The sequence below is a fragment of the Altererythrobacter aquiaggeris genome (genome assembly GCF_037154015.1).
GTDB lineage: Bacteria > Pseudomonadota > Alphaproteobacteria > Sphingomonadales > Sphingomonadaceae > Aestuarierythrobacter > Aestuarierythrobacter aquiaggeris.
This window is the reverse complement of sequence record NZ_JBANRL010000001.1, coordinates 1,000,701-1,021,003: the sequence shown is the minus strand read 5'-3', so window position 1 is coordinate 1,021,003 and position 20,303 is coordinate 1,000,701. Positions and strand designations below refer to the sequence as shown.

The 20,303-nt window shown below is 58.6% G+C and carries 20 protein-coding genes and 1 tRNA gene; 7 read left to right on the top strand and 14 right to left on the bottom strand.

The window, feature by feature from the left end; all coding sequences use genetic code 11:
• The first annotated feature begins 24 nt into the window (after positions 1-24).
• Complete coding sequence (locus WFP06_RS04965; protein WP_336986130.1) at positions 25-411, top strand: hypothetical protein; 387 nt, start codon at positions 25-27, stop codon at positions 409-411.
• A 9-nt stretch (positions 412-420) separates the two neighbouring features.
• On the opposite strand, the gene WFP06_RS04960 is transcribed toward WFP06_RS04965, so the two are convergent.
• Positions 421-1,641: a trans-sulfuration enzyme family protein gene (locus WFP06_RS04960; RefSeq protein WP_336986129.1), complete on the bottom strand. Its 1,221-nt coding sequence runs from the start codon at positions 1,639-1,641 to the stop codon at positions 421-423.
• Between the two features lie 90 nt (positions 1,642-1,731).
• A complete protein-coding gene (locus tag WFP06_RS04955) occupies positions 1,732-1,962 on the bottom strand; it encodes a hypothetical protein (protein WP_336986128.1) in 231 nt (76 codons plus the stop codon).
• Positions 1,963-2,058: 96 nt separating this feature from the next.
• On the opposite strand from WFP06_RS04955, the gene WFP06_RS04950 reads away from it, so the two are divergent.
• The gene (locus WFP06_RS04950; RefSeq protein WP_336986127.1) at positions 2,059-3,432 is read left to right on the top strand and encodes a phospholipid carrier-dependent glycosyltransferase; all 1,374 of its coding nucleotides are present in this window, start codon (positions 2,059-2,061) and stop codon (positions 3,430-3,432) included.
• On the opposite strand, the gene WFP06_RS04945 is transcribed toward WFP06_RS04950, so the two are convergent.
• The 7 genes from WFP06_RS04945 to WFP06_RS04915 form a co-directional block, all read right to left on the bottom strand.
• Entirely contained in the window at positions 3,429-4,502 is a 1,074-nt protein-coding gene (locus tag WFP06_RS04945) for a glycosyltransferase family 2 protein (protein ID WP_336987631.1), read from the bottom strand. The two genes, WFP06_RS04950 and WFP06_RS04945, sit on opposite strands and share 4 nt — an antisense overlap.
• An 18-nt stretch (positions 4,503-4,520) precedes the next feature.
• Positions 4,521-5,579 (bottom strand): 3-isopropylmalate dehydrogenase, encoded by a 1,059-nt coding sequence (leuB, locus tag WFP06_RS04940; RefSeq protein WP_336986126.1) that lies wholly within the window; start codon positions 5,577-5,579, stop codon positions 4,521-4,523.
• Positions 5,576-6,178: a DNA repair protein RecO gene (recO, locus tag WFP06_RS04935; protein WP_336986125.1), complete on the bottom strand. Its 603-nt coding sequence runs from the start codon at positions 6,176-6,178 to the stop codon at positions 5,576-5,578. Before recO ends, leuB begins: the two co-directional genes overlap by 4 nt.
• Before the next feature lie 588 nt (positions 6,179-6,766).
• Positions 6,767-7,186, bottom strand: coding sequence for a hypothetical protein (locus WFP06_RS04930; protein ID WP_336986124.1), 420 nt, complete (start codon positions 7,184-7,186; stop codon positions 6,767-6,769).
• Positions 7,187-7,279: 93 nt separating this feature from the next.
• Positions 7,280-7,528, bottom strand: a complete 249-nt coding sequence (locus WFP06_RS04925) for an accessory factor UbiK family protein (RefSeq protein ID WP_336986123.1) — start codon at positions 7,526-7,528, stop codon at positions 7,280-7,282.
• A 56-nt stretch (positions 7,529-7,584) separates the two neighbouring features.
• Positions 7,585-8,139 carry a TspO/MBR family protein gene (locus WFP06_RS04920; RefSeq protein WP_336986122.1) on the bottom strand — a complete coding sequence of 185 codons (555 nt, stop codon included), beginning with the start codon at positions 8,137-8,139 and terminating at the stop codon, positions 7,585-7,587.
• A 92-nt stretch (positions 8,140-8,231) separates the two neighbouring features.
• Positions 8,232-8,969 (bottom strand): TlyA family RNA methyltransferase, encoded by a 738-nt coding sequence (locus WFP06_RS04915; protein WP_336986121.1) that lies wholly within the window; start codon positions 8,967-8,969, stop codon positions 8,232-8,234.
• 67 nt (positions 8,970-9,036) lie between these two features.
• On the opposite strand from WFP06_RS04915, the gene WFP06_RS04910 reads away from it, so the two are divergent.
• From WFP06_RS04910 to WFP06_RS04900, 3 genes are all read left to right on the top strand, one after another.
• Positions 9,037-9,594, top strand: a complete 558-nt coding sequence (locus tag WFP06_RS04910; RefSeq protein ID WP_336986120.1) for a hypothetical protein — start codon at positions 9,037-9,039, stop codon at positions 9,592-9,594.
• A gap of 420 nt (positions 9,595-10,014) precedes the next feature.
• Complete coding sequence (locus WFP06_RS04905; protein WP_336986119.1) at positions 10,015-11,103, top strand: branched-chain amino acid aminotransferase; 1,089 nt, start codon at positions 10,015-10,017, stop codon at positions 11,101-11,103.
• Between the two features lie 59 nt (positions 11,104-11,162).
• Positions 11,163-13,574 carry a DUF305 domain-containing protein gene (locus tag WFP06_RS04900; RefSeq protein WP_336986118.1) on the top strand — a complete coding sequence of 804 codons (2,412 nt, stop codon included), beginning with the start codon at positions 11,163-11,165 and terminating at the stop codon, positions 13,572-13,574.
• On the opposite strand, the gene WFP06_RS04895 is transcribed toward WFP06_RS04900, so the two are convergent.
• Positions 13,575-14,627, bottom strand: coding sequence for a DNA topoisomerase IB (locus WFP06_RS04895; protein WP_336986117.1), 1,053 nt, complete (start codon positions 14,625-14,627; stop codon positions 13,575-13,577). It abuts the gene before it with no gap.
• Between the two features lie 37 nt (positions 14,628-14,664).
• On the opposite strand from WFP06_RS04895, the gene yghU reads away from it, so the two are divergent.
• On the top strand, positions 14,665-15,519 hold the full coding sequence (gene yghU, locus WFP06_RS04890; RefSeq protein ID WP_336986116.1) for a glutathione-dependent disulfide-bond oxidoreductase: 855 nt from the start codon (positions 14,665-14,667) through the stop codon (positions 15,517-15,519).
• Between the two features lie 84 nt (positions 15,520-15,603).
• Positions 15,604-15,678, top strand: a tRNA-Gln gene (locus WFP06_RS04885).
• A gap of 26 nt (positions 15,679-15,704) precedes the next feature.
• On the opposite strand, the gene WFP06_RS04880 is transcribed toward WFP06_RS04885, so the two are convergent.
• From WFP06_RS04880 to WFP06_RS04865, 4 genes are all read right to left on the bottom strand, one after another.
• Positions 15,705-16,385, bottom strand: coding sequence for a retropepsin-like aspartic protease family protein (locus WFP06_RS04880; RefSeq protein WP_336986115.1), 681 nt, complete (start codon positions 16,383-16,385; stop codon positions 15,705-15,707).
• Between the two features lie 45 nt (positions 16,386-16,430).
• Positions 16,431-17,417 (bottom strand): L-histidine N(alpha)-methyltransferase, encoded by a 987-nt coding sequence (gene egtD / locus WFP06_RS04875; protein WP_336987630.1) that lies wholly within the window; start codon positions 17,415-17,417, stop codon positions 16,431-16,433.
• Entirely contained in the window at positions 17,417-18,607 is a 1,191-nt protein-coding gene (gene egtB / locus WFP06_RS04870) for an ergothioneine biosynthesis protein EgtB (protein ID WP_336986114.1), read from the bottom strand. The genes egtD and egtB overlap by 1 nt, the downstream gene beginning before the upstream one ends.
• Positions 18,608-18,756: 149 nt before the next feature.
• A complete protein-coding gene (locus WFP06_RS04865) occupies positions 18,757-20,133 on the bottom strand; it encodes a class II 3-deoxy-7-phosphoheptulonate synthase (protein ID WP_336986113.1) in 1,377 nt (458 codons plus the stop codon).
• Positions 20,134-20,303 lie beyond the last annotated feature (170 nt).

The following is a 20,303-nucleotide window of genomic DNA, read 5'->3' as shown; positions in this document are numbered from 1 at the left end:
CCAAAAATATCGTTTTACATAGCGATGTTTGCGATAAATATCGTGACCATGTTGCTGGATGAGATGACGCATGTTGTGGTGGGCTATGAACTGATATTCGTAGCCTTCATGCAACGCTTTCTGGCGATGGTGATGAGCGGAATTGCAATTCCCAACGACGAAGCCCGCGTCAGCCTGTTCCTCAACCTCGAATGGTGGGTTGTCCCTCTGATCTTCGTATTTCCTCTGCTCGCGTTGACCGTCTGGTCAAGCCGCGTGATGAAATACGGTTTTGCGGTGGATTTTCTCTGCCATCTGACTGCTAGCGCGGCCTTCACCATGATGGTGTTTCTGGATGGGCAAATGGCTGGGTTTGCGGGACCAAGTATTCTAGATCCGCTTTTGCCCGAGCAGGTGCGACATACAAGCTAACCCGTTAAGCTATATTCCAGCGCCCTTGAGCGCCGCGTCCAGGTCCTCGATCAAGTCCTGCACATCCTCAAGCCCTACGTTAATCCGCAGCATTCCCTCGACCACGCCCATATCCAGCCGCGCTTCCTCGCTTAGGCCGGCGTGAGTGGTGCTGGCGGGATGGCACATCAGGCTCCGGGCGTCGCCTATGTTGTTGCTGATGTCGATCAGTTCCAGACCATCAAGTAAAGCGTGCGCCTGGACCCGTCCGCCATCGAGGATAAAGCTGAAGATCGGGCCGCAGCTGTCCATTTGCTTCATCGCGAGGTCGTGCTGGGCGTAGCCGGGCAAGCCGGGATGCAGCATCTGTCCGCCGCTTTTCCGCACGCGTTCCTCGATAAATTTGCCGACCACTAGTGCATTAACACTATGCTGGTTCGCGCGCAGGCTTAGCGTTTCCAGCCCTTTCAGAACAACCCAAGCGTTAAACGGAGCGCAATTCGGCCCCGTGTTGCGCTGGAACGGCAGCAGCATTTCGTTGATGAATTCTTCCGATCCGCAGACTGCGCCGGCAAGCACTCTGCCCTGCCCGTCCATCATCTTGGTCGCGCTGTATGCCACAACATCGGCGCCGAATTCCAACGGACGTTGCAGCGCGCTGGTGGCAAAGGCATTATCGACCACGCTGGTGATCCCATGCGCCGTCGCCAGCGCGCAGACATATTCCATATCGACAATATCCATCGTCGGATTGGCGGGCGTTTCGAAGAAGAATACCTTGGTATTGGGCCGGATCGCAGCCTCCCACGCGGTATTGTCGCGGCTGTCGATCGTGGTGGTTTGGATCCCGAAGCGCGGGCAAAGTTCGTCCACCAGCCAGCGGCACGAACCAAATGCCGCCTTGGCCGCAACCAAATGATCGCCGGCGGATAGCTGACACAACAGCGCCGCTGTCATCGCCGCCATGCCGCTGGCCTGTGTGCGGCACGCCTCTGCACCTTCCAGCAGGGCGATGCGTTCCTCCAGCATCGCGACAGTGGGGTTCTGAAGCCGCGAATAGGTCATCCCTTCGGCTTCACCGGCAAAGCGTGCAGCCACTGTCGCGGCATCAGGATAGGTATAACCGCTGGTTAGGAACAGAGCTTCCGAAGTTTCGCCGTGTCCGCTGCGCCAGGTGCCGCCGCGTACTGCCTGTGTGGCAGGTCGCCATTTGCGGGTTATCGAGCGATCTGTGCCGGTGGTCTGTTTCATTCCGCCGGTCCTAGCGGCGGTCCTACCTGGCGGGCAACGAAAAAGCGGGGCGAAATCGCCCCGCTTTCACGATATGCAGTCTGCGCAGGATCAGGCGCTGGCTGGGCTGTCGTCATCATCGTCGGAAATGAGCAGGATGCCCATGCCGATAGCCGCGAGGGCGATGACAATCAAAGCGGGACCAATGGTGCCCTGACGGCCCAGTTCGCTGGACTGCGCGGAGGGTGCAGCCGAACGATCCGACGAAGCGGCTTGCGCAGCAACAGGAGCGAGTGCAAGCGCAGCGGATGCGGTTGCGAGAGTGAGTGATTTAAGTTTCATAGTGCGACCTTCTTTCATGATATTCAATGACCTAACCAACGCGGAAACGAAAAGTTCCGCATTACGATGGAATGTACGCCCTTCTCCGCTGGAACATTGCACAAGACTGAACAATTCGTCGGTTTGGGCATCCGCTCGGCTGAATCGCGCTATCTGCTTGCCGCGACACCGCACGCCACCTATCGCTCGTCTGCGATGAGCCAAGCGCCTGCCAGACCTGCCGACCCGCTTGGCTGGTGCCGGATGCTGGCGTTGTTGTTTTTTGGCCTGACGCTCATCCGGCTCGGGATTCCGACCACGCCATATTTTGACGAGGTGCACTATCTGCCTGCCGCGCGGGCTATCCTCGAATTGTCCGAGCCGCTCAATCGCGAACACCCTTTGTTCGGCAAGCAATTGATCGCGCTCGGCATTGTCTTGTTTGGCGACAATGCGATCGGCTGGAGGATAATTTCGGCGATAGCGGGATCGGTTGCTCTTTATGCCGCAATGCGCGCGCTCTGGTTTGGCAGTTGTGACCGGTTTGCCACAATCGCGCTCGGAATTTTGCTCGCCACGGGTTTCCACCTGATCATCCATGCGCGCATTGCCATGCTCGATGTTTTCATGGTGGCGTTTTGCCTGATCGCCCTATGGCAGTTTGCCAAAGCCATTCGGGAACCCGAAAATGGCAGGCTGCGGCTGGCTGTTGCAGGCGCTGCGCTAGGTCTGGCGATGGGATCGAAGTGGAACGCCGCCGCGCTGGCTATACTGCCGGGCATCTCGTTTCTGGTCATTCGCTGGCAAGCTTGCGGCTTCTCCCGGCTGTTGAACACGCGCGGCGCACCCGTTCCGGGCGTCGGATTGCCGGAGGCTGCGGTGTGGCTGGGAATTTTACCGCTGGCAGTGTATGCGGCCACGTTCATCCCTGCATTTTTCTATGCAAAGGACGCCGTCTCGCCGGACGATCTTATCGCGTTCCAGCACGTCATTCTCGATCTGCAACAAGGCGTCAAAGGCGCGCATCCTTACCAAAGCAATTGGGAGGACTGGATCATCAACCGCCGCGCAATCTGGTATTTGTGGGATCCGGTCGATGGCGCGCAAAGAGGCGTGATGCTGATCGGTAATCCGCTGACGATGCTGCTCGGTTTGCCAGCATTGCTCTGGTGCGCTTGGGTCGGGATTTTCCGCGGCCGCCGCGATGCACTGGCGGTGGCCGTGCTCTTCGCTGTAAGCTTCGGCTTCTGGATTATCGCGGCGAAACCCGTCCAGTTTTACTACCACTTTTTCCTTCCGAGCTGTTTTTTGCTCGCTGCATTGGCATTGGTTCTCGGCGAAACGTGGAAGCGTGGGCAAGTCTGGCCTGGACCAGTTGTTTTGGCGTCCAGCGCGGCAATTTTCGGATATTTCTATCCGATTCTGACCGCGGCTGCTCTGGCAGGTCCTGGCAGTTTCAAAAACTGGACATGGTTCGACAGCTGGATCTAGCGGAACCTGCCCCACACAAAACGGCTCGACAGCGCATAATTCCAGACTGACCCCAGCATGATCCCTGTCAGAGCGGCTAGCGCCCAATATACCCCTCGGGCCTCGAGCAGGCTGGCTGCCGCAACATTGGCGAATGCCCCCACCGAACACGCGGCGCAAAACCCCAACCAGCCCCTGAACAACGCGCCAAAACCGCTCAACCGCTGGTCACGGTAGGTCAGCCAGTTATTAAGCCAAAAATTGAAGGTCATCGCCGCCAACACGGCAATCCCCTGGGACATTGCGAAACCTTCGCCAGCGAAGCGAAAAACCATCCCCAGCACAGCAAGGTGCACGAGCACTCCCAGCGCGCCTACTGTGCCGAACAGCGCGTAACGGGTGGGGATGACCCGGCCGAACAGACGGTCGTAAATTCCCACCAGAAATTCGAACGCAACTGCGCGGTCGAGCTTGCTGGCCCCAGACAGCCGTTCACCGAAGCGGATCGGAAATTCGCTCACGCGTAGCGGGGCAGGCGCGGCGGCGAGAATATCGAGCAAAATCTTGAATCCGAGGCCTGACAGTCGCGGCGCCAGATTGCGCGCCAAGTCCGTCCGTAACAGAAAAAATCCGCTCATCGGGTCGGTCAGTCTGGTGCCAGTGATGCGCCGCGCCAACGCGTTGGCCAGAACGGATACTCTTTGCCGCGCGGTGTCCGCCAAACCATCGGCATCCGCGCCTTCGGCAAAACGCGAGCCAATTGCCACTTCCGCATGACCTTCGCGCACGCTTTCCAGCATCGCTCTCAGCACCGCGGGATCGTGCTGGTGGTCCGCATCCATGACCGCAACGAATGGCGCTGCGGTGGCGCACATTCCCTCGATTGCGGCTGAAGCCAATCCGCGCCTGCCAAACCGTTCGATCACTCTGATCCGCCGATCACGCTGCGCCAGCTTGCGAACCGCTTCGGCGGTGCCATCAGCACTGTTGTCATCAACCACAATCGCTTCCCAGCGAAGTCCCACTAGCGCCGCATCAAGCCGCGCAACCAGCGGCGCGATATTGCCGCGCTCGTTCAACGTGGGCAGGATGATCGCCAGGTCGAGAATTTACAGCCGCTCCAGCACCGCGTCGCCAATTGCGACCGTGCCGTAGCTTCCGCCCAGATCGCCGCCATGGATGCCGTCGCCCAATGTTTTCGCCACCGCTGCTTCAATCCGTGCGGCATCATCCTTACGTCCAAAACTGTGACGCAGCATCATCGCGGAGGACAGGATCGTCGCGATCGGATTTGCCTTGCCCTCGCCCGCAATATCGGGCGCACTGCCATGGATCGGCTCGTACAGGCCAAACGTTCCGAACTGCGTCTGCCGCTCCCCCAGCGAGGCACTGGCGAGAAGGCCGATCGAGCCGACGCACATACTCGCGAGATCGGACAGAATATCGCCAAACAGGTTGCCGGTCACGATGACATCGAACTGGCCCGGATCCTTGACCAGCTGCATCGCGGCATTATCGACATACATGTGGCTGAGCGCGACATCGGGATATTGCCCAGCGGTTTCGATCACGACATCGCGCCACAGCTGGCTGGTTTCCAGCACATTGGCCTTGTCCACGCTGCATAATTTATTGCCCCGCTTGCCCGCCGCGCGAAATGCCGAATGCGCGATCCGGCGAACCTCGTCCTCGGCATAGGACATCGCATCCCAGCCCTCGCGGCGCCCGTCCACGGTTATACGCTGACCTTTTTCGCCAAAATAGACATCGCCGTTTAGCTCGCGGACAATCAACAGGTCGATAGCACCGGCAAGCTCAGGCTTCAGGCCAGACATATTTTCCAGACCGGCGAACACTTTAGCCGGCCGCAAATTAGAAAACAGCCCCAGCTCGCGACGCAGGCCGAGGATGGCCTGTTCGGGCCGCAATTGCCGCGCCAATGCATCGCATTCTGGATCACCCACCGCTCCGAACAATACCGCATCGGCAGCTTTTGCCATTGCGAGCGTTTCGGGCGGAAGGGGGTGGCCGTGGCGTTTATAGCCTGCGCCGCCGACATCACCTTCGAACCATGTGACCTGCGGCAAACGCAAGGCGTCGAGCACGCGGCGCGCCTGTTCGATGATATCAGGACCGATCCCGTCACCGGGGAGCAATGCTATCTTCATTCGGAAATCCGTCCCAGCCGCGCCCTCAGCAGCGCACGCGCCGCCATAACATCGCCGCGCCGGTCGGCAAGCAGGTAGCGTTCAAGCGGCAGCGCGAGCTTGTCGAACGCCATAAGGATTGTCGGCCAGTCTTCACTCACCAGCCGAACCCCGCCGCCATATCCCAATTCGCGCAGCAGCAACGTCTCATAGCCGACCAATGCGCTGGCCCACCCGCGTGCCGAGGGGGCGTGGCAGATTGCTGTCAACAACCCGTCGAGCGCTTCGTACAGGCTGGGATAGGCCTGCCGTTCGAGCAAGGCTGTCGCTGTCAGCGCGCAGCACCACTCGATGGCGGCTGCGGGCAGCGGTTCGGACAGCCATGGTGCCCGGCTCTCCACCAGTTCCACTTTGGCGAAGGGCAACTGGCTGTCTGATTTCGCGTGCAGATCAAGCGCGACCAGATTGCCCGGGATTACGACGGGCCGCAGATTGCGCCCACGTCCGCCCGCGACATAGCCAGCCAGCAGCCCATGCTCGGCAGTCAGAAACCGTCCGATTACAGCAGTTTCGCCGTGCAGCCGCGCGGCAAGCATGATGGCGGGAGCGCGCAAATTCATAGGCGTTGATGTGGCGCGAACGGGCCGCACAAGCAAGATGCTGCGCACCGCCTTGCCATTGACTGGGTTTGTTCAAGTTTATGCCCGAGGGGAATACCGGGATGATAGTATTTATGAAAACGGTGCGTAGCGGGAATTTCGCTCGGCTGCTTGTTTCCGGCTGCCACCGCGTTCGCGGATGAGGCGTCTAACGAGCAGCGCATAACTATTCAAACGCCCGATAGTCCGCACGAAGTCTGGACCAACCCTGTCGGTGCAAATCCGCAACTGAAGCTGCTCCTGCTGCGCAGGGGACCGGGGCGACCCACGAACATTTCGAGATATTTTCCGATGCAGGGCACGAGCGAATTGGGCGCATGTGGATTGCTGGCGCTATGGGATCGCTTTGCCGATCTCGAAAAAACAACTGTCCCCAAGCTGGTTATCGCAGCCCGTCATGACACGATGGATCCAGTCCATATTTTGAAAATGGCAATGGAAATGCCTGCGGGCGAATATGCCGATGCCCCTCAAGGGGAGCCATCTGTCGATGCGGGACGATACCGAACGTTATTTCGCATCGTTGGCGGAATTTCTCGAGCGGCAAGATTAGTCGAAAATGCCGCCTTTCCCCGCGACGGCGAAACACGGCGCATAACCCACCTGTTCGCCCATCACCTGATAGGGATACAGCACGGTGACCGAATAATCATCGATATGATCGATTGCTGCGGCGATGGCGTCAGCATCCTCGCCGCTGTCGGGCAGTTTCGTCTTCACATCGTGAAACACCGCGCTGCAGCGGATTGCGCCGTCTTTCGCCATGGTCTGGAAAATTGCGCGCAGAGCGTCGATCGCATCTTGCGAAGCGGGTTGTTCCTCGCCCGTGTCGGCAGCGACGAACTGCGTGGCGCCGTCCAACTTCATGACCATGCCGTAAGGCAAAAATTCGCCATGTTTGACAAGCAAATCTTCGGCAAAGCCAATCCCGTCATCGACCAGTTGATTGGTTTCGTCTTCCCTGCTCATGTGTCGTTCCCCCTGATACGCAACTGGATATGCTGCCGGGCAAGAATGGCACAATGCCGGCCCCAGATAAAGTCCGGCGCCGTAAGGGGGAGCTTACTTTGAAAGCTTGGCCTCTAATGCACTGACACGCGCAGCCAGCGCTTCGTTCTGTTCGCGTGCCTTGCCCGCCATATCCTTTACCGCGTCGAATTCTTCGCGGCTGACAAATTCCATTCCGCCGACCGCTTCTTTCACCCGTTCACGCGCCGCCTCGCGGGCTTCGCGGGTCATACCGGCAAAAGTGCCGGCGGCGGAGTTCATCATTTTGACGAAGTCGGAAATCATGGGGTTGTGGCTTTGCATGGTCTTTATGTGGTCATCCGGGCGCGTTTGGGCAAGTCCATTTTGGCCGGGAAGGATTATATTTCGAAACGCTGGACCGAACTTGGCGCTTCTGCACCATCGGCATCGGGGTTGAGTTCAAGGAACTGCCAATTCAATGTCGCCGCGAAAATCACCCATGCGAGATATGGCAACAACAACAAAGCAGCGAGCCTGCGGACCTGCCAGAACAGAGCAGTGGTGCCGATGACCAGTATCACCAGCACGCCTATCACCACGAGGGCGCCGGTGATTTCATGAGCGCCGAAGAATACTGGTGTCCATGCCAGCACAAACATGAATTGAACCGCAAAGGCCGTAATCGCTGCGGTTCGTACCCTTGCCCCCCAGGCTGCGCAAACCAGAGCCAGCGAGAGTCCCATCAGAAAGAACATCACGGTCCACACAATTCCGAATAATGCGGGATTTGGGAAAATTTCCGGCTTGGTCAAAGCATCGAACCATTCGTTGCCGGGGCCGCCCTGAACGATCCGTCCGGACATAAACCCGAGCAACATGACTAGCGGCACAGTAAACAGCGCCCAGCGGAAGAAGCTGGCCCGTAATTGCCCCGGAGACGCCAATACACTCATGGAAATACCCTTGCACTGATTCGCAAACGATAGTGTCGTGATTGTGCGTAACGCGCAACTTGCAGTAACAGAGTGTTCCGCACCGGGATGACTCAGCCCCGCCGCGCTGCAATCAGGAATTCGACATTACCTTCCGGCCCTGTGATCGGGCTTTGCGTTATGCCCTGAATGTCCCAACCCGCTTCCCCCAGCCAAGCGCTTGCATCGGCACAAACCCGTTCGTGCAATGCAGGATCGCGGACGACCCCTCCCTTGCCCACCTCGCCGCGCTCGACTTCGAATTGCGGCTTGATCAAGGCGACCAACTGGCATTGTTGCATGGCCAGTTTAAGCGGAATTTCCAACACTTTACGCAAAGCAATAAAGGATGCGTCACATACCACCCAGTTATAGGCGCGGGGCAACATACCGGCGGTGAGTATGCGTGCGCTGGTCTGCTCCATCACGGTAACCCGGGCATCCTGGCGCAGCTTCCAGGCCAGCTGATTGGTGCCGGAATCGACCGCCAAAACATGGTCTGCCCCGCCTTGCAGCAAAACGTCTGTGAACCCGCCAGTCGAGCTGCCTACGTCCATTGCGGTAACCCCTACTGGATCAAGCGCGAAGTTTTCCAGCGCATGAGCCAGCTTGATCCCGCCGCGACTTACCCACGGATGATCGCGCCCACGCACGTCAAGCGGCGCATCTTCGGCCATTTGCTGGCCCGATTTCAGCAGCTTTGTCTCACCGGAAAATACCAGACCCGCCATAACCAGCGCTTGTGCGCGGGTACGGCTTTCCGCGAGGCCGCGGGCGACAAGCAAATGATCGAGGCGAATTCTGGTTGGCATGGACCCGAAGTGCCCTACCGTGCATTGTTGACTTGCGCCAAGCCCGGATCGCACCGATGGAGCAAAAATGACCAATTCGAATAAAACCAAACGTGCAGGCGCAATTCTGACCGTGCTGACATTGGCTTGCTGCGTTCCGCCGGCAAAGCCGCCCGCGCCTGCGCCAGCGCCGCCCTCAAGCGCCAGGCCTGCGCAGCCTCCTGCGGCGACCCCGCTGCCAACGCCGGCCCTAACCAGTTGGATGGATATGCCTGCGACGGCGGGTGACTGGTCGTACAATGCGGTCGATGGCGGGACAATTGCCAACTTCGTGACGCCTTCCGGCGTGCGCCAGTTCAGTCTCGGATGCATGGCAGCATCGCGCCGGATTATCCTGTCGCGCCACGGCGCGCAGGCTTCGTCCGATGTTCTGATGACTGTCAGAACAGAGACGGCCGACCGCACGGTAACCGCGCAGCCAGCCAATGACACCGCAGCCGTAAGCGCGGCAGTTCCCGCGCAGGATCCTTTGATCGATGCAATGGCTTTTTCCAAGGGAAGGTTCGGTATCGAAGTGCCCGGTATGGCAACCTTGTACCTGCCAGCCTGGCCCGAAGTGACGCGTGTGATGGAAGATTGCCGTTAGAGCTTCAGCCGCCCTTTCTCCGGAGCGTGCTATTCTGACGGGGAAAAAGTCTATTTCAAGTCTTGCGTTTGAAACAAAGATGACTCATCTTCTTTGCAAGGCCAGCGGTACACGCAGGTCTTGGCTTCTCCGGTGATCGGCGGAGTCTTGGCTTTCAAAGCGCGAAAGGAGGTGATCCGATGTCTCATGGTTCAGAAAGAGGGTCGGTACAGTTCCGCACGGAGAATTATCGCCGGTAACCCGGGATAAAGTCGACGTGGGCGGCACTTCCGGCCGCTGACCATGTGAAGGGTCGCACTGGCATCTGCCGGCGCGGCCCTTCTCATTTTGGGTATGTATAGTATCACGCATCCGCACAGGACTTGCGCCTAAACTCGCGACACCTTAACCGCGCTGACCAGAGCTTTGAGGACATACGCGATGGCAGCCCCGCTAACCTTTACCCAAATCGTCCATCCCGCCCCCACACCTGCGGAAGTGCGTGCTGCTGCTCTGGTCGATCCGGGCTTCGGTAAGCTGTTCACCGATCACATGGTAATGATCGATTACACCGAAGGGCGCGGCTGGCATGACGCCACAATTGGTCCGCGGCGTCCAATCGCGCTCGATCCCGCGACATCCGTGCTGCATTATGCGCAGGAAATTTTCGAAGGCATGAAAGCCTACCAGCAGGTTGACGGCGGCAAGGCCCTGTTCCGTCCCGAAGCCAATGCGGCGCGGTTCAACAGATCTGCCGAGCGCATGGCAATGCCCGAGTTGCCGGAAGAGCTGTTTATCGAATCGGTTCGCAAGCTGGTCGAGGTGGATAAGGACTGGTTCCCCGCAGTCGAAGGCGGTTCGCTTTATCTGCGGCCCTTTATGTTTGCGAGCGAGGCATTTCTTGGTGTGCGTCCTGCGACGCAGTACAAATTTATCGTTATCGCCAGCCCAGCGGGAAATTATTTCAAGTCCGGCGCGCCAGCCGTCTCGATCTGGATCAGCGACTATTCGCGCGCGGCCCCCGGCGGAACCGGAGCAGCAAAAACCGGCGGTAATTACGCAGCCAGCCTGGTCCCCACGGGCGAAGCCTTTGCGCGCGGTCATGACCAGGTGCTGTTTCTCGATGCAGTCGAAAAGAAATACGTCGAGGAGCTTGGCGGCATGAACCTGTTCTTCGGCTTCGAAGACGGCAGCGTCATTACGCCCCCGCTGGGCGGCACGATCCTGCCCGGTATCACCCGCGACAGTCTGATCCGGCTCGCCCGCGACGATGGCCTGAGTATCCGCGAGGAAATGTACACCATCGACCAGTGGCGCGCTGATGCGGCCAGCGGGAAACTGGTCGAGTGTTTCGCGTGCGGCACCGCGGCGGTTGTCACACCCGTGGGCCATGTCGAAGGGCCTGATGGCGGATTTGACATCGGGTCAGGCGGACCGGGACAACTGACCGCGAAATTACGCGAGAAACTTGTTGGCATTCAGCGTGGTACTGTGGATGATACACACAACTGGGTGATGAAGCTGGACTAGCCGGCTTGACGGCGGCGGTGTGAAAGGGCTCTCTGCGATTTCAACCCGGGGACACTGTCATGAAAACCATTACCAGGCTTCGCTATTCCGCCGCTCTGATTGGGCTGGCCGCCGCTGGCACCGCTGCTGCGCAAGATGTTAAAATCCTCCAACCCGGCGCACCGGGTCAGGATGCAAAAGTATTGACTGCCCAGCAGGCAGTGACGATCGCGGACACCCGCTTTACCGAAGATGATGTGAAGTTCATACGGGACATGATCCCTCATCATTATCAGGCAACGCAAATGTCGGCTCTGGTAAAAGGCCGCACAAACAATCCCGATATTATCGCACTGGCTGGCCGGATAGACGCCTCACAGGCAGACGAAATAGCCTTTATGCAAGGCTGGCTCACCGAACGCCGCCAGCCGAGGCCTGATCCGGCCGCCCATTCCATGATGGATATGTCGGGCGTGATGGCAGGCATGGCATCGCCTGTCCAAATGGCTGCGTTGGCCAATGCCAAAGGCGCGGAATTCGACCGCCAGTTTCTGTCGCTGATGATCCCGCACCATGCAGGAGCAGTGGCCATGGTCGAGCAACTGCAAAAGAAATCCGGCTCGCTTTACGATCCGGTTCTGTTCGATTTTACCAATGAGATCATGACCGAACAGAAGTCCGAAATCGAACGGATGACGGCCATGCTGGGCGCGCTGTCCGCCGATCCGCGTGCTTCGCTCACTGCGGGTTTCCGCGATGCAGGTGAGGCCGCCAACAACATGGTGCTGGTCGCGAGCCTGCCCAAGCCGGACGGATTCTTCGATCCAGCCAACCCTACCGGCATTGCGCCAAAGAAGCCCGCAAAGGAGGAGGGCGAAACGCCGCAACGCGGTAATGATGTCGATCCCGAAGCCGGAACAGTTTTCAGCGACCGCTCTCCACTGCTGAATTTTATGCAAAGCGACATGGCCTTTTCCGGCGACGTTCTGGTGACCGGCAATTTTCACGGCTTCAACATCTACAAACTGTCCGACTCCGCTACGCCGCAGCTGGTCAGCTCGATCGTTTGCCCTGGCGGACAAGGCGACGTGTCGATTGTCGGCAATATGCTGATCATGTCGGTCGAGCAGACTCGCGCGCGAACCGATTGCGGCGGCCAGGGGATCGACGGTGATGTAAGTCCTGACCGCTTCCGCGGCCTGCGCATCTTTGACATTTCCGACCTCACCAACCCGCGCCAGGTCGGCCAGGTCCAGACCTGCCGCGGATCGCACACGCATTCGGTTGTTTCGTCGGACGAAACATCCATCGTAGTCTACAACTCGGGCACAGCGGGCGTTCGGCCCGAAAAAGAACTCGCCGGCTGCATTGGCGATGTCCCTGGTGATGACCGGACCGCCCTGTTTCGTATCGACGTGATTGAAATTCCGCTGGCTGACCCGTCGAAATCGCGCATCATAGACAGCCCGGCTGTATTTGCCGATCCCGAAACCGGCCGTCTCGCTGGCCTGTGGCTTGAAGGCGATCACGGAGAAGGTACGCAGGAAACCAGCACCACCGATCAATGCCACGATATTACCGTATTCCCGGCCAGGAACCTCGCAGCAGGCGCGTGTTCGGGCAATGGTATCATTTTCGATATCAGCGACCCGCGCGCACCCAAGCGCATTGATGAAGTGATCGATAAGGGTTTTGCTTATTGGCATTCCGCCACGTTCAATAATGATGGCACCAAGGTAATCTTCACCGACGAATGGGGCGGCGGCACGCGGCCCCGCTGCCGAGTTCAGGATCCCCGCAACTGGGGCGCCGATGCAATCTATGACATCAAGGGCGGCGAGTTGACTTATGGCGGCACCTTCAAGCTGCCCGCCGCGCAGGGTGAAAAAGAAAACTGCGTCGCGCACAATGGCTCGATCATTCCCGTTCCGGGCCGCGACATATTCGTGCAGGCCTGGTACCAGGGCGGCGTGTCGGTGATTGATTTCACCGATAGCGCAAACCCGAAAGAGATCGCTTATTTCGACCGGGGCCCAGTTAGCGATGAAACAGCCGTAGTCGGCGGTTATTGGTCAACCTATTGGTACAATGGCAAAATTTACGGCACCGAAATTGCGCGCGGTCTGGACGTGTTGGAACTTACGCCGAGTGAGCACTTGTCAGAAAATGAGATTGCTGCGGCAAAAATGGCCGACATGGGCAGCACGTTCAATCCGCAGCAGCAGTTTCCGGTCAGCTGGCCGCATTCGCCTGTGGTTGCGATGGCTTATGTCGATCAGCTTGCGCGCAGCGGTGACTTCGCGCCCGCCGATGCCGCCAGTCTCATCGCGCTGATCAGAACGGCTGACGCGCATGTTACGGCGGGCCATAAGGATGGTGCAACTGCAGCAGCACTGCGGGTACATGTGGGGCATCTCGTGGATGCCGGGGCAGGTTCTCGCAAGGCAATGCTGGCCGCAGCAATGGAAACCCTTGCCGCGAAACTTGGTTAGTTACGCAGCCACCAGCAATTCCGCAGCATCGGGGCTTTGCTCGAGTAGTTCGAGCAAGCCCCGTTCTTCGCGGCTGAGCCACTGTGTGCTGCGTGGCAGCCGCAAGCCTTCTCGCCAGTCCTCTTGCCGGTCCACGAGGTCGATCACGGCTGGATGGATGTAGCTCTTGCGCGTAACCGCGGGCGTGTTGCCAAGCCGCTGTGCCACTTGTTCAAGCAATGCCTTGATCGAAAGTTTCTCGTCTGCATTGGCCAATATCTCGAACCCGAGAACGCTGGCATGCCATGTGCGAAAATTCTTTGCAGTAAACCGTTCGCCCATCGCCTCGAACAAAAAATCGTTTACTTCGGACGATCCCACTTGGTGGGTTTCGCCATCCTCGCCGGCATATTGAAACAGATTCTGGCCCGGCAAATCCTGCATCTTTTTAACAAACCGGACCAGCGTGCCGTCATTGACCGTGATGTCGCGCGTTTTGCCCGACTTCGCCTGATAGCGCAGCCGCAGTGTGTTGCCGGAGATATCGGCGTGGCGCTGGCGCAGCGTGGTCGCGCCGTAACTGTCATTACTTTTGGTATAGGCCTCGTTACCAACGCGCACGACACCCAGATCAAGCAACCTTACGACACTGGCAATCGCACGCTCCTGTGTTAATTTGATCCCTCTCAACTCGTCGGTCACGCGCTTGCGGACCAACGGCAGCAAATTGCCAAAGACCGCGCAGCCGTCAAACTTCTCACCTTCGCGCATCGTGCGAAAATCAGGGTGATAGCGATATTGCTTGCGGCCCTTCGCATCGATACCCGTCGCCAGAATATGGCCGTTCGCGGCGGGGCAGAACCAGGCGTCAATATAGGCTGGCGGCAGCGCGATTGCATTGAGACGCTGCTTCTCTGCCGCGTCTCTGACAAGCTCTCCGGTCGCGGTATAATATGCCCAGCCGCGCCCCGCGCGCTTGCGGCTCATACCCGGCAGCGAATCGTCGACATAGATGAGCTTGGGCATGGTCATGAAATAGTAAACACCGCCCGGCCCTTGCGGTTCCGCGCGCATTTGCCCAACTGGAGCGAGCAGATAAAAGGAAATTTCGATGGCCGACCCGGCATACACACCGCCTGAAGTATGGACGAACGATACGGAGAACGGCGGCAAATTTGCTGCTATAAATTCGCCAACCGCCGGTAAGCGCGAGGATAAAGACCTTCCGGTGGGTGAGCACAAGTTCCAGCTATACTCGCTGGCGACCCCGAACGGGGTGAAAGCCAATATTATTTTCGAGGAGCTGCTGGAAGCGGGCCATAATGATGCAGAATATGACGCGTGGCTGATCAATATCGGTGAAGGCGCGCAGTTCACTTCGGGCTTCGTCGATATCAACCCCAACTCCAAGATTCCGGCCATGGTCGATCACACAGGGGCCCGGCCGGTCCGTGTGTTCGAGAGCGGAGCCATTCTAATGCATATGGCGGAAAAATTCGACAAGTTCTTGCCCGGCGCGGGCGCAGAACGCGCCGAAGTACTCAGCTGGCTTTTCTGGCAAGTCGGTAGCGCCCCGTTCATCGGCGGCGGATTTGGGCATTTCTACGCCTACGCGCCGGAAAAATACGAATATCCGATCAACCGCTACGCAATGGAGACAAAACGTCTGTTCGATGTCGCCGATAAACGCCTGAAAGACGCACGCTATCTAGGCGGGGATGCCTACAGCGTCGCCGATATGGCGGCATATCCATGGCTGGCGCCCTTTGTCACCGGCGATATATATGGCGAGGCAACCACCTTCCTTTCGATCGGGGAATACGAATCCGTTGCGCGCTGGGTAAAGGAAATTGGCGAACGCCCCGCCATCAAACGCGCACAGATGGTCAACCGCACCTGGGGCGATGAAGACGGTCGATTACCCGAGCGTCACGGATCGGACGACTTCGCCGGAAAAGGCCTCTGAACACCGGTATTTGAAAATAGTTGGATGAGGGGGCCCACGCCCCCTTTCCTTTGTCGCTGGCCGCGTTATAGAAGCGCCCGCTGCTGGGGCGTCGCCAAGTGGTAAGGCACCGCTTTTTGGTAGCGGCATTCGCAGGTTCGATCCCTGCCGCCCCAGCCAGCTACTGTTTCAAAAATCGGCCCTGACTATTCCAATTGTTCGACAGCGATCGCGGGCTCGGGATTGCCGGGTACCAGAATCATCGTCTGGCCCTCCACGCGCCAGCTTGCCAGCCGTGTCAGCAAATTCATCCCGATAACATTCGTCTCGCCCAGATTGGGCGCGATAACGACATCGAGGCCGCGCGCGGCGACATTGCCAAATCGCAGCTCGTCGATTGTGCTGAGCTGCGCGGCGACCGCGCCGTTTGCGGTGTTTAACCGGATCGGGATGCCGCCGCGGCGGGGTTCCAGCCCGGCCCGGTCCGCTGCCCCTTGTGATAGCGCGGTCAAAGTCGCGCCTGTATCGACCATGAATTTCACCGGTTCACCGTTGACCGAGGCACGCAACCAGAAATGGCCGTCCGGCGCCAATGTTATACGCGTTTCGCCGCCGGTTACTTGCTGCCGCGCGGCCATGCTTTCCGGCATGACCATATCGAAGCGCGGATCAAACCGGGCGAGTTGCAGCACGACAGTCAGCATGATCGCGATGAGCGCAAGCGTGCTGCCGGCCCGGATAAAACGGCCCAGAACGAACCCCTTTCTGATCAGCACCGCACCGGCCCAACCGACCAGCAATGCCGCCAAAACCGCTATCAACAAGCCCGATTGCGGCACGGAAGCAACCAACCGCGCCGCTGCATCCCAAAGAGTTTTAACGTCCATACGAGCTATATAGGTTTGGCAAACCATCTATGCCATGAACGTATTTTAAGGTGCGCTGCGCGGGATTGCCGCCTTTGCCAAGATCAGCGAGAAGCACCCCTCGCCGTCTGTCCAACGCTCCAGCGGCGTCCAGCCGCCCGATAGCAACAGTACCGACCCGCTGCGTTCATCGAACTTGTGGCTGTTTTCGGTATGAATTGTCTCTCCGCTGGCCATCGCGAATTTGCTGTCCGAAACTGTAAATTCCATGTCTTCCTGCGCGACCAGATGCATTTCGACACGAGCATACAAATCGTTCCAACGCGCAAGATGCCGCAACTTGTCAACCGGGATATCGCCACCAAGTTCGCGGTTGATCCGCCGCACCAGATTGAGGTTGAACGCGGCGGTCACGCCTTTCGCATCGTCATAGGCAGCTTCAAGGACAGCGACATCCTTGATCAAATCCATCCCGATCAGCAGCATCGCCTCGCTACCCAGCGTGCCGCGCATTTCGCGCAGCAGATCGACCGCGGTGCGCGGAACCATATTGCCGATCGTCGAACCCGGGAAAAACCCCAGCTTGGGCATTTCCGACACTTCGCCGGGCAAAGCGACATGTTTGGTAAAGTCGGCTTCGACGGGATAGACTGGCAAGCCCGGAAATTGCCTGGCCAGATCAGCCGCCGCCGCGCGCAGAAAGTCTCCCGAGATATCAAGCGGCACGTAGGCACCCGGCTTTATCGCATTCAGCAACAAGGGGGTTTTTACCGAACTGCCCGAACCAAATTCGACCACTGCGCGGCCAGTCCCGATTGCTGCGGCATATTCCGCTCCGCGTTCTCGCAGGATTTCAGTCTCGCAGCGGGTCGGATAATATTCTTCCACGCCCGTAATATCTTCAAACAGCTGCGAACCGGCGTCATCATACAACCACCGCGCAGGGACCGCTTTCTGGTCTTGCGCCAGTCCCGCGAGCACATCGGCGCGGAATGCGGTGTCGATACCGTCTTCGTCACGCTCGACAAGTTTCAAACCTTCTGTTGGGGCCATCATAAATCCTTTGCGAGGCGAAGCCCGGTGAACTGCCAGCGTTGGTGGGGGTAAAAGAAATTGCGATAACTTGCGCGCGAATGACCGCGCGCGGTGGCGCAGCTGGAACCGCGTAGCACAAACTGTCCGGACATGAATTTGCCGTTATATTCGCCCACCGCACCGTCCGCGATACGGAACCGCGGATAGGGCAAATATGCCGAGCGCGTAAATTGCCAGCAATCGCCAAACACACTGGCGCTGCCGACCGGCATGACCATACCGCCGTTGCCATCGAACTGGTTGCCGGCTTCAGAATCATCCTCCTGCGCGATAGCTTCCCATTCGAATTCGGTGGGCAACCGCGCACCTGCCCATGTCGCAAAGGCATCCGCTTCATAATAGGAAATATGGGTGACCGGAGCGTGCGGATCGCGCGTCTGCCAACCGGCGTGAGTGAACTGGCAGGCGTCATCCCAGTAAAGCGGCGCCGAGATGCGCTGTTGCTGCACCCAGGCCCACCCGTCGGAAAGCCAGAGCGAAGCATTGTCGTAACCGCCATCCGCGATAAACGCAGACCATTCGGCATTCGACACCAGCGATGGCGCGAGCGCGAAGGGTTCAAGTATCACGCGGTGCTGCGGCCCTTCATTGTCATACGCGAAACCAGCGCCATCATGACCGACCAATGCGATCCCGCCAGGATGATTGTGCCAATCGGCTGCACCGCACTGTGCGACCGGGATATCTGCCGCGTCCCACATTGCCGGAGCCAGCGGGTTGTGGAAAAACGCGTGCTTGATATCGGTTAGCAGCAATTCCTGATGTTGCTGTTCGTGCGCAATGCCCAGTTCGACCAGATGGCCTAGCGCTGGATCGTCCAGCAGGTGCACCATCGCGTCACTCACATGGGCCCGCCAATCGCCAATTTCGTCCAGCGTGGGGCGCGACAGCAATCCGCGGGAGAAACGGTCAATCCGTTCGCCCTCTGCCTCGTAATAGGAATTGAAAAGAAACGGCCATTCTTCGTTGAACAGCCGGTAATCAGGCGCATGGTCGCGCAGCAGGAAAGTTTCCCAGAACCAATTGGTATGCGCCAGATGCCATTTCGCCGGACTGGCATCTTCCATCGACTGAAGGGTCGCGTCGGCATCGCCCAATCTTACAGCTAGATTTGCAGTCGCCGCGCGCATGTCGGCAAAGCGTTCCATGAGAGAACGCGCTTTTGTTTGCGCGTGTTGTTGCCGGGCCTGCGCCACCATTTCCTCCGAACCAGTCGTAATCGGGGGCATGGCCGATTTTCATACCCAATTAAAGGGTTGACTGCCAATATGTTCCTCAGCTTGGGCGCATTAACGGGTCATGCAGCGGCCAGTTCTGCGCGCACCGTCGCTTCTTCATTCAGCAGTTCGGCAATCTTGAAAGCCAGTTCCAGTGACTGCGCTGCGTTTAGCCGCGGGTCGCAATGCGTGTGATAGCGATCGGACAATCCGGCATCGGTGATAGCCACGCCGCCGCCCGTGCATTCGGTCACGTCCTGCCCCGTCATCTCGATATGCACCCCGCCCGCATGAGTGCCTTCGGCCCGGTGAACGGCGAAAAAGCCCTGAACTTCTGCCATGATCCGGTCGAACGGCCGCGTTTTGTAACCGCTATCCGCCTTGATCACGTTGCCGTGCATCGGATCGCATGACCACACGACCGGGTGCCCCTCCGCCTTTACCGCGCGAACCAGCTTCGGCAATCCGGCCTCGACCTTGTCATGTCCGAACCGGCTAATCAAAGTGATCCGCCCGGCCTCACGCGCGGGATTCAGCGTGTCGAGCAGTTTCAACAGCACATCCGGTTCCATCGATGGGCCACATTTCATCCCAAGCGGATTACCGATGCCGCGGGCGAATTCGATATGTGCGCTGCCTTCGAACCGTGTGCGGTCGCCGATCCAGAGCATATGTGCACTGCAATCGTACCAGTCGCCCGTCAGACTGTCCCGGCGGGTCATTGCTTGCTCATAGGGCAGCAGCAACGCTTCATGGCTGGTGTGGAAACTGGTCCCCTGCAGTTGCGGAACGGTCGCCGGATCGACACCGCAGGCCTCCATGAAATCAAGCGCCTCGCCAATACGCTCCGATATTTCGTCGAATTTTTCCGCCCACGGGCTGCGGCCCATGAAGTCGAGCGTCCATTGGTGGACTTGGCGCAGATTAGCGTAACCCCCACCCGCAAAGGCGCGCAGCAGGTTAAGGGTGGCTGCAGCTTGCGAATAAGCGCGCACCATGCGTTCGGGATCATTGCGCCGCGTGTCGGCATCGAATTCGATACCGTTGACGTTGTCACCGAAATAGCTCGGCAAGGTAACGCCGTCTTTGGTTTCTGTGTCCGAACTGCGCGGTTTTGCAAATTGGCCGGCAATACGGCCCACTTTGACCACCGGAAGTTTGCCGGCAAAGGTCAGCACAACCGCCATTTGCAACAATACGCGAAATGTGTCGCGGATGTTGTTTGGATGAAACTCGGCAAAACTTTCCGCGCAATCGCCGCCCTGCAAAAGGAAAGCCTTGCCATTGGCAACTTCAGCCAGACTGGATTTGAGCGCGCGCGCCTCACCCGCGAAAACCAGCGGCGGATAATGCGCAAGTGTCTGTTCGGCAGCAGCCAGCGCGCCGCCATCGAGATACGTCGGCAAATGCCGGGCCTCGTGAGATTTCCAGCTATCCGGGGTCCAGTTCTTACTCACGATATTACCTCGATGTTGGCCGGTTGGCCGCCGTGCAAACGCGCGCCTCTACGCTCGCGCGCATTCAAATGCAAAGCCGCAAGGGCCGCAAGCGCAATTTTCTTTCAGCACCGATAGAACAGTGCCGAACGAACAGCGCCGATGGAACAGGGCCGATAGAACAGGGCCGA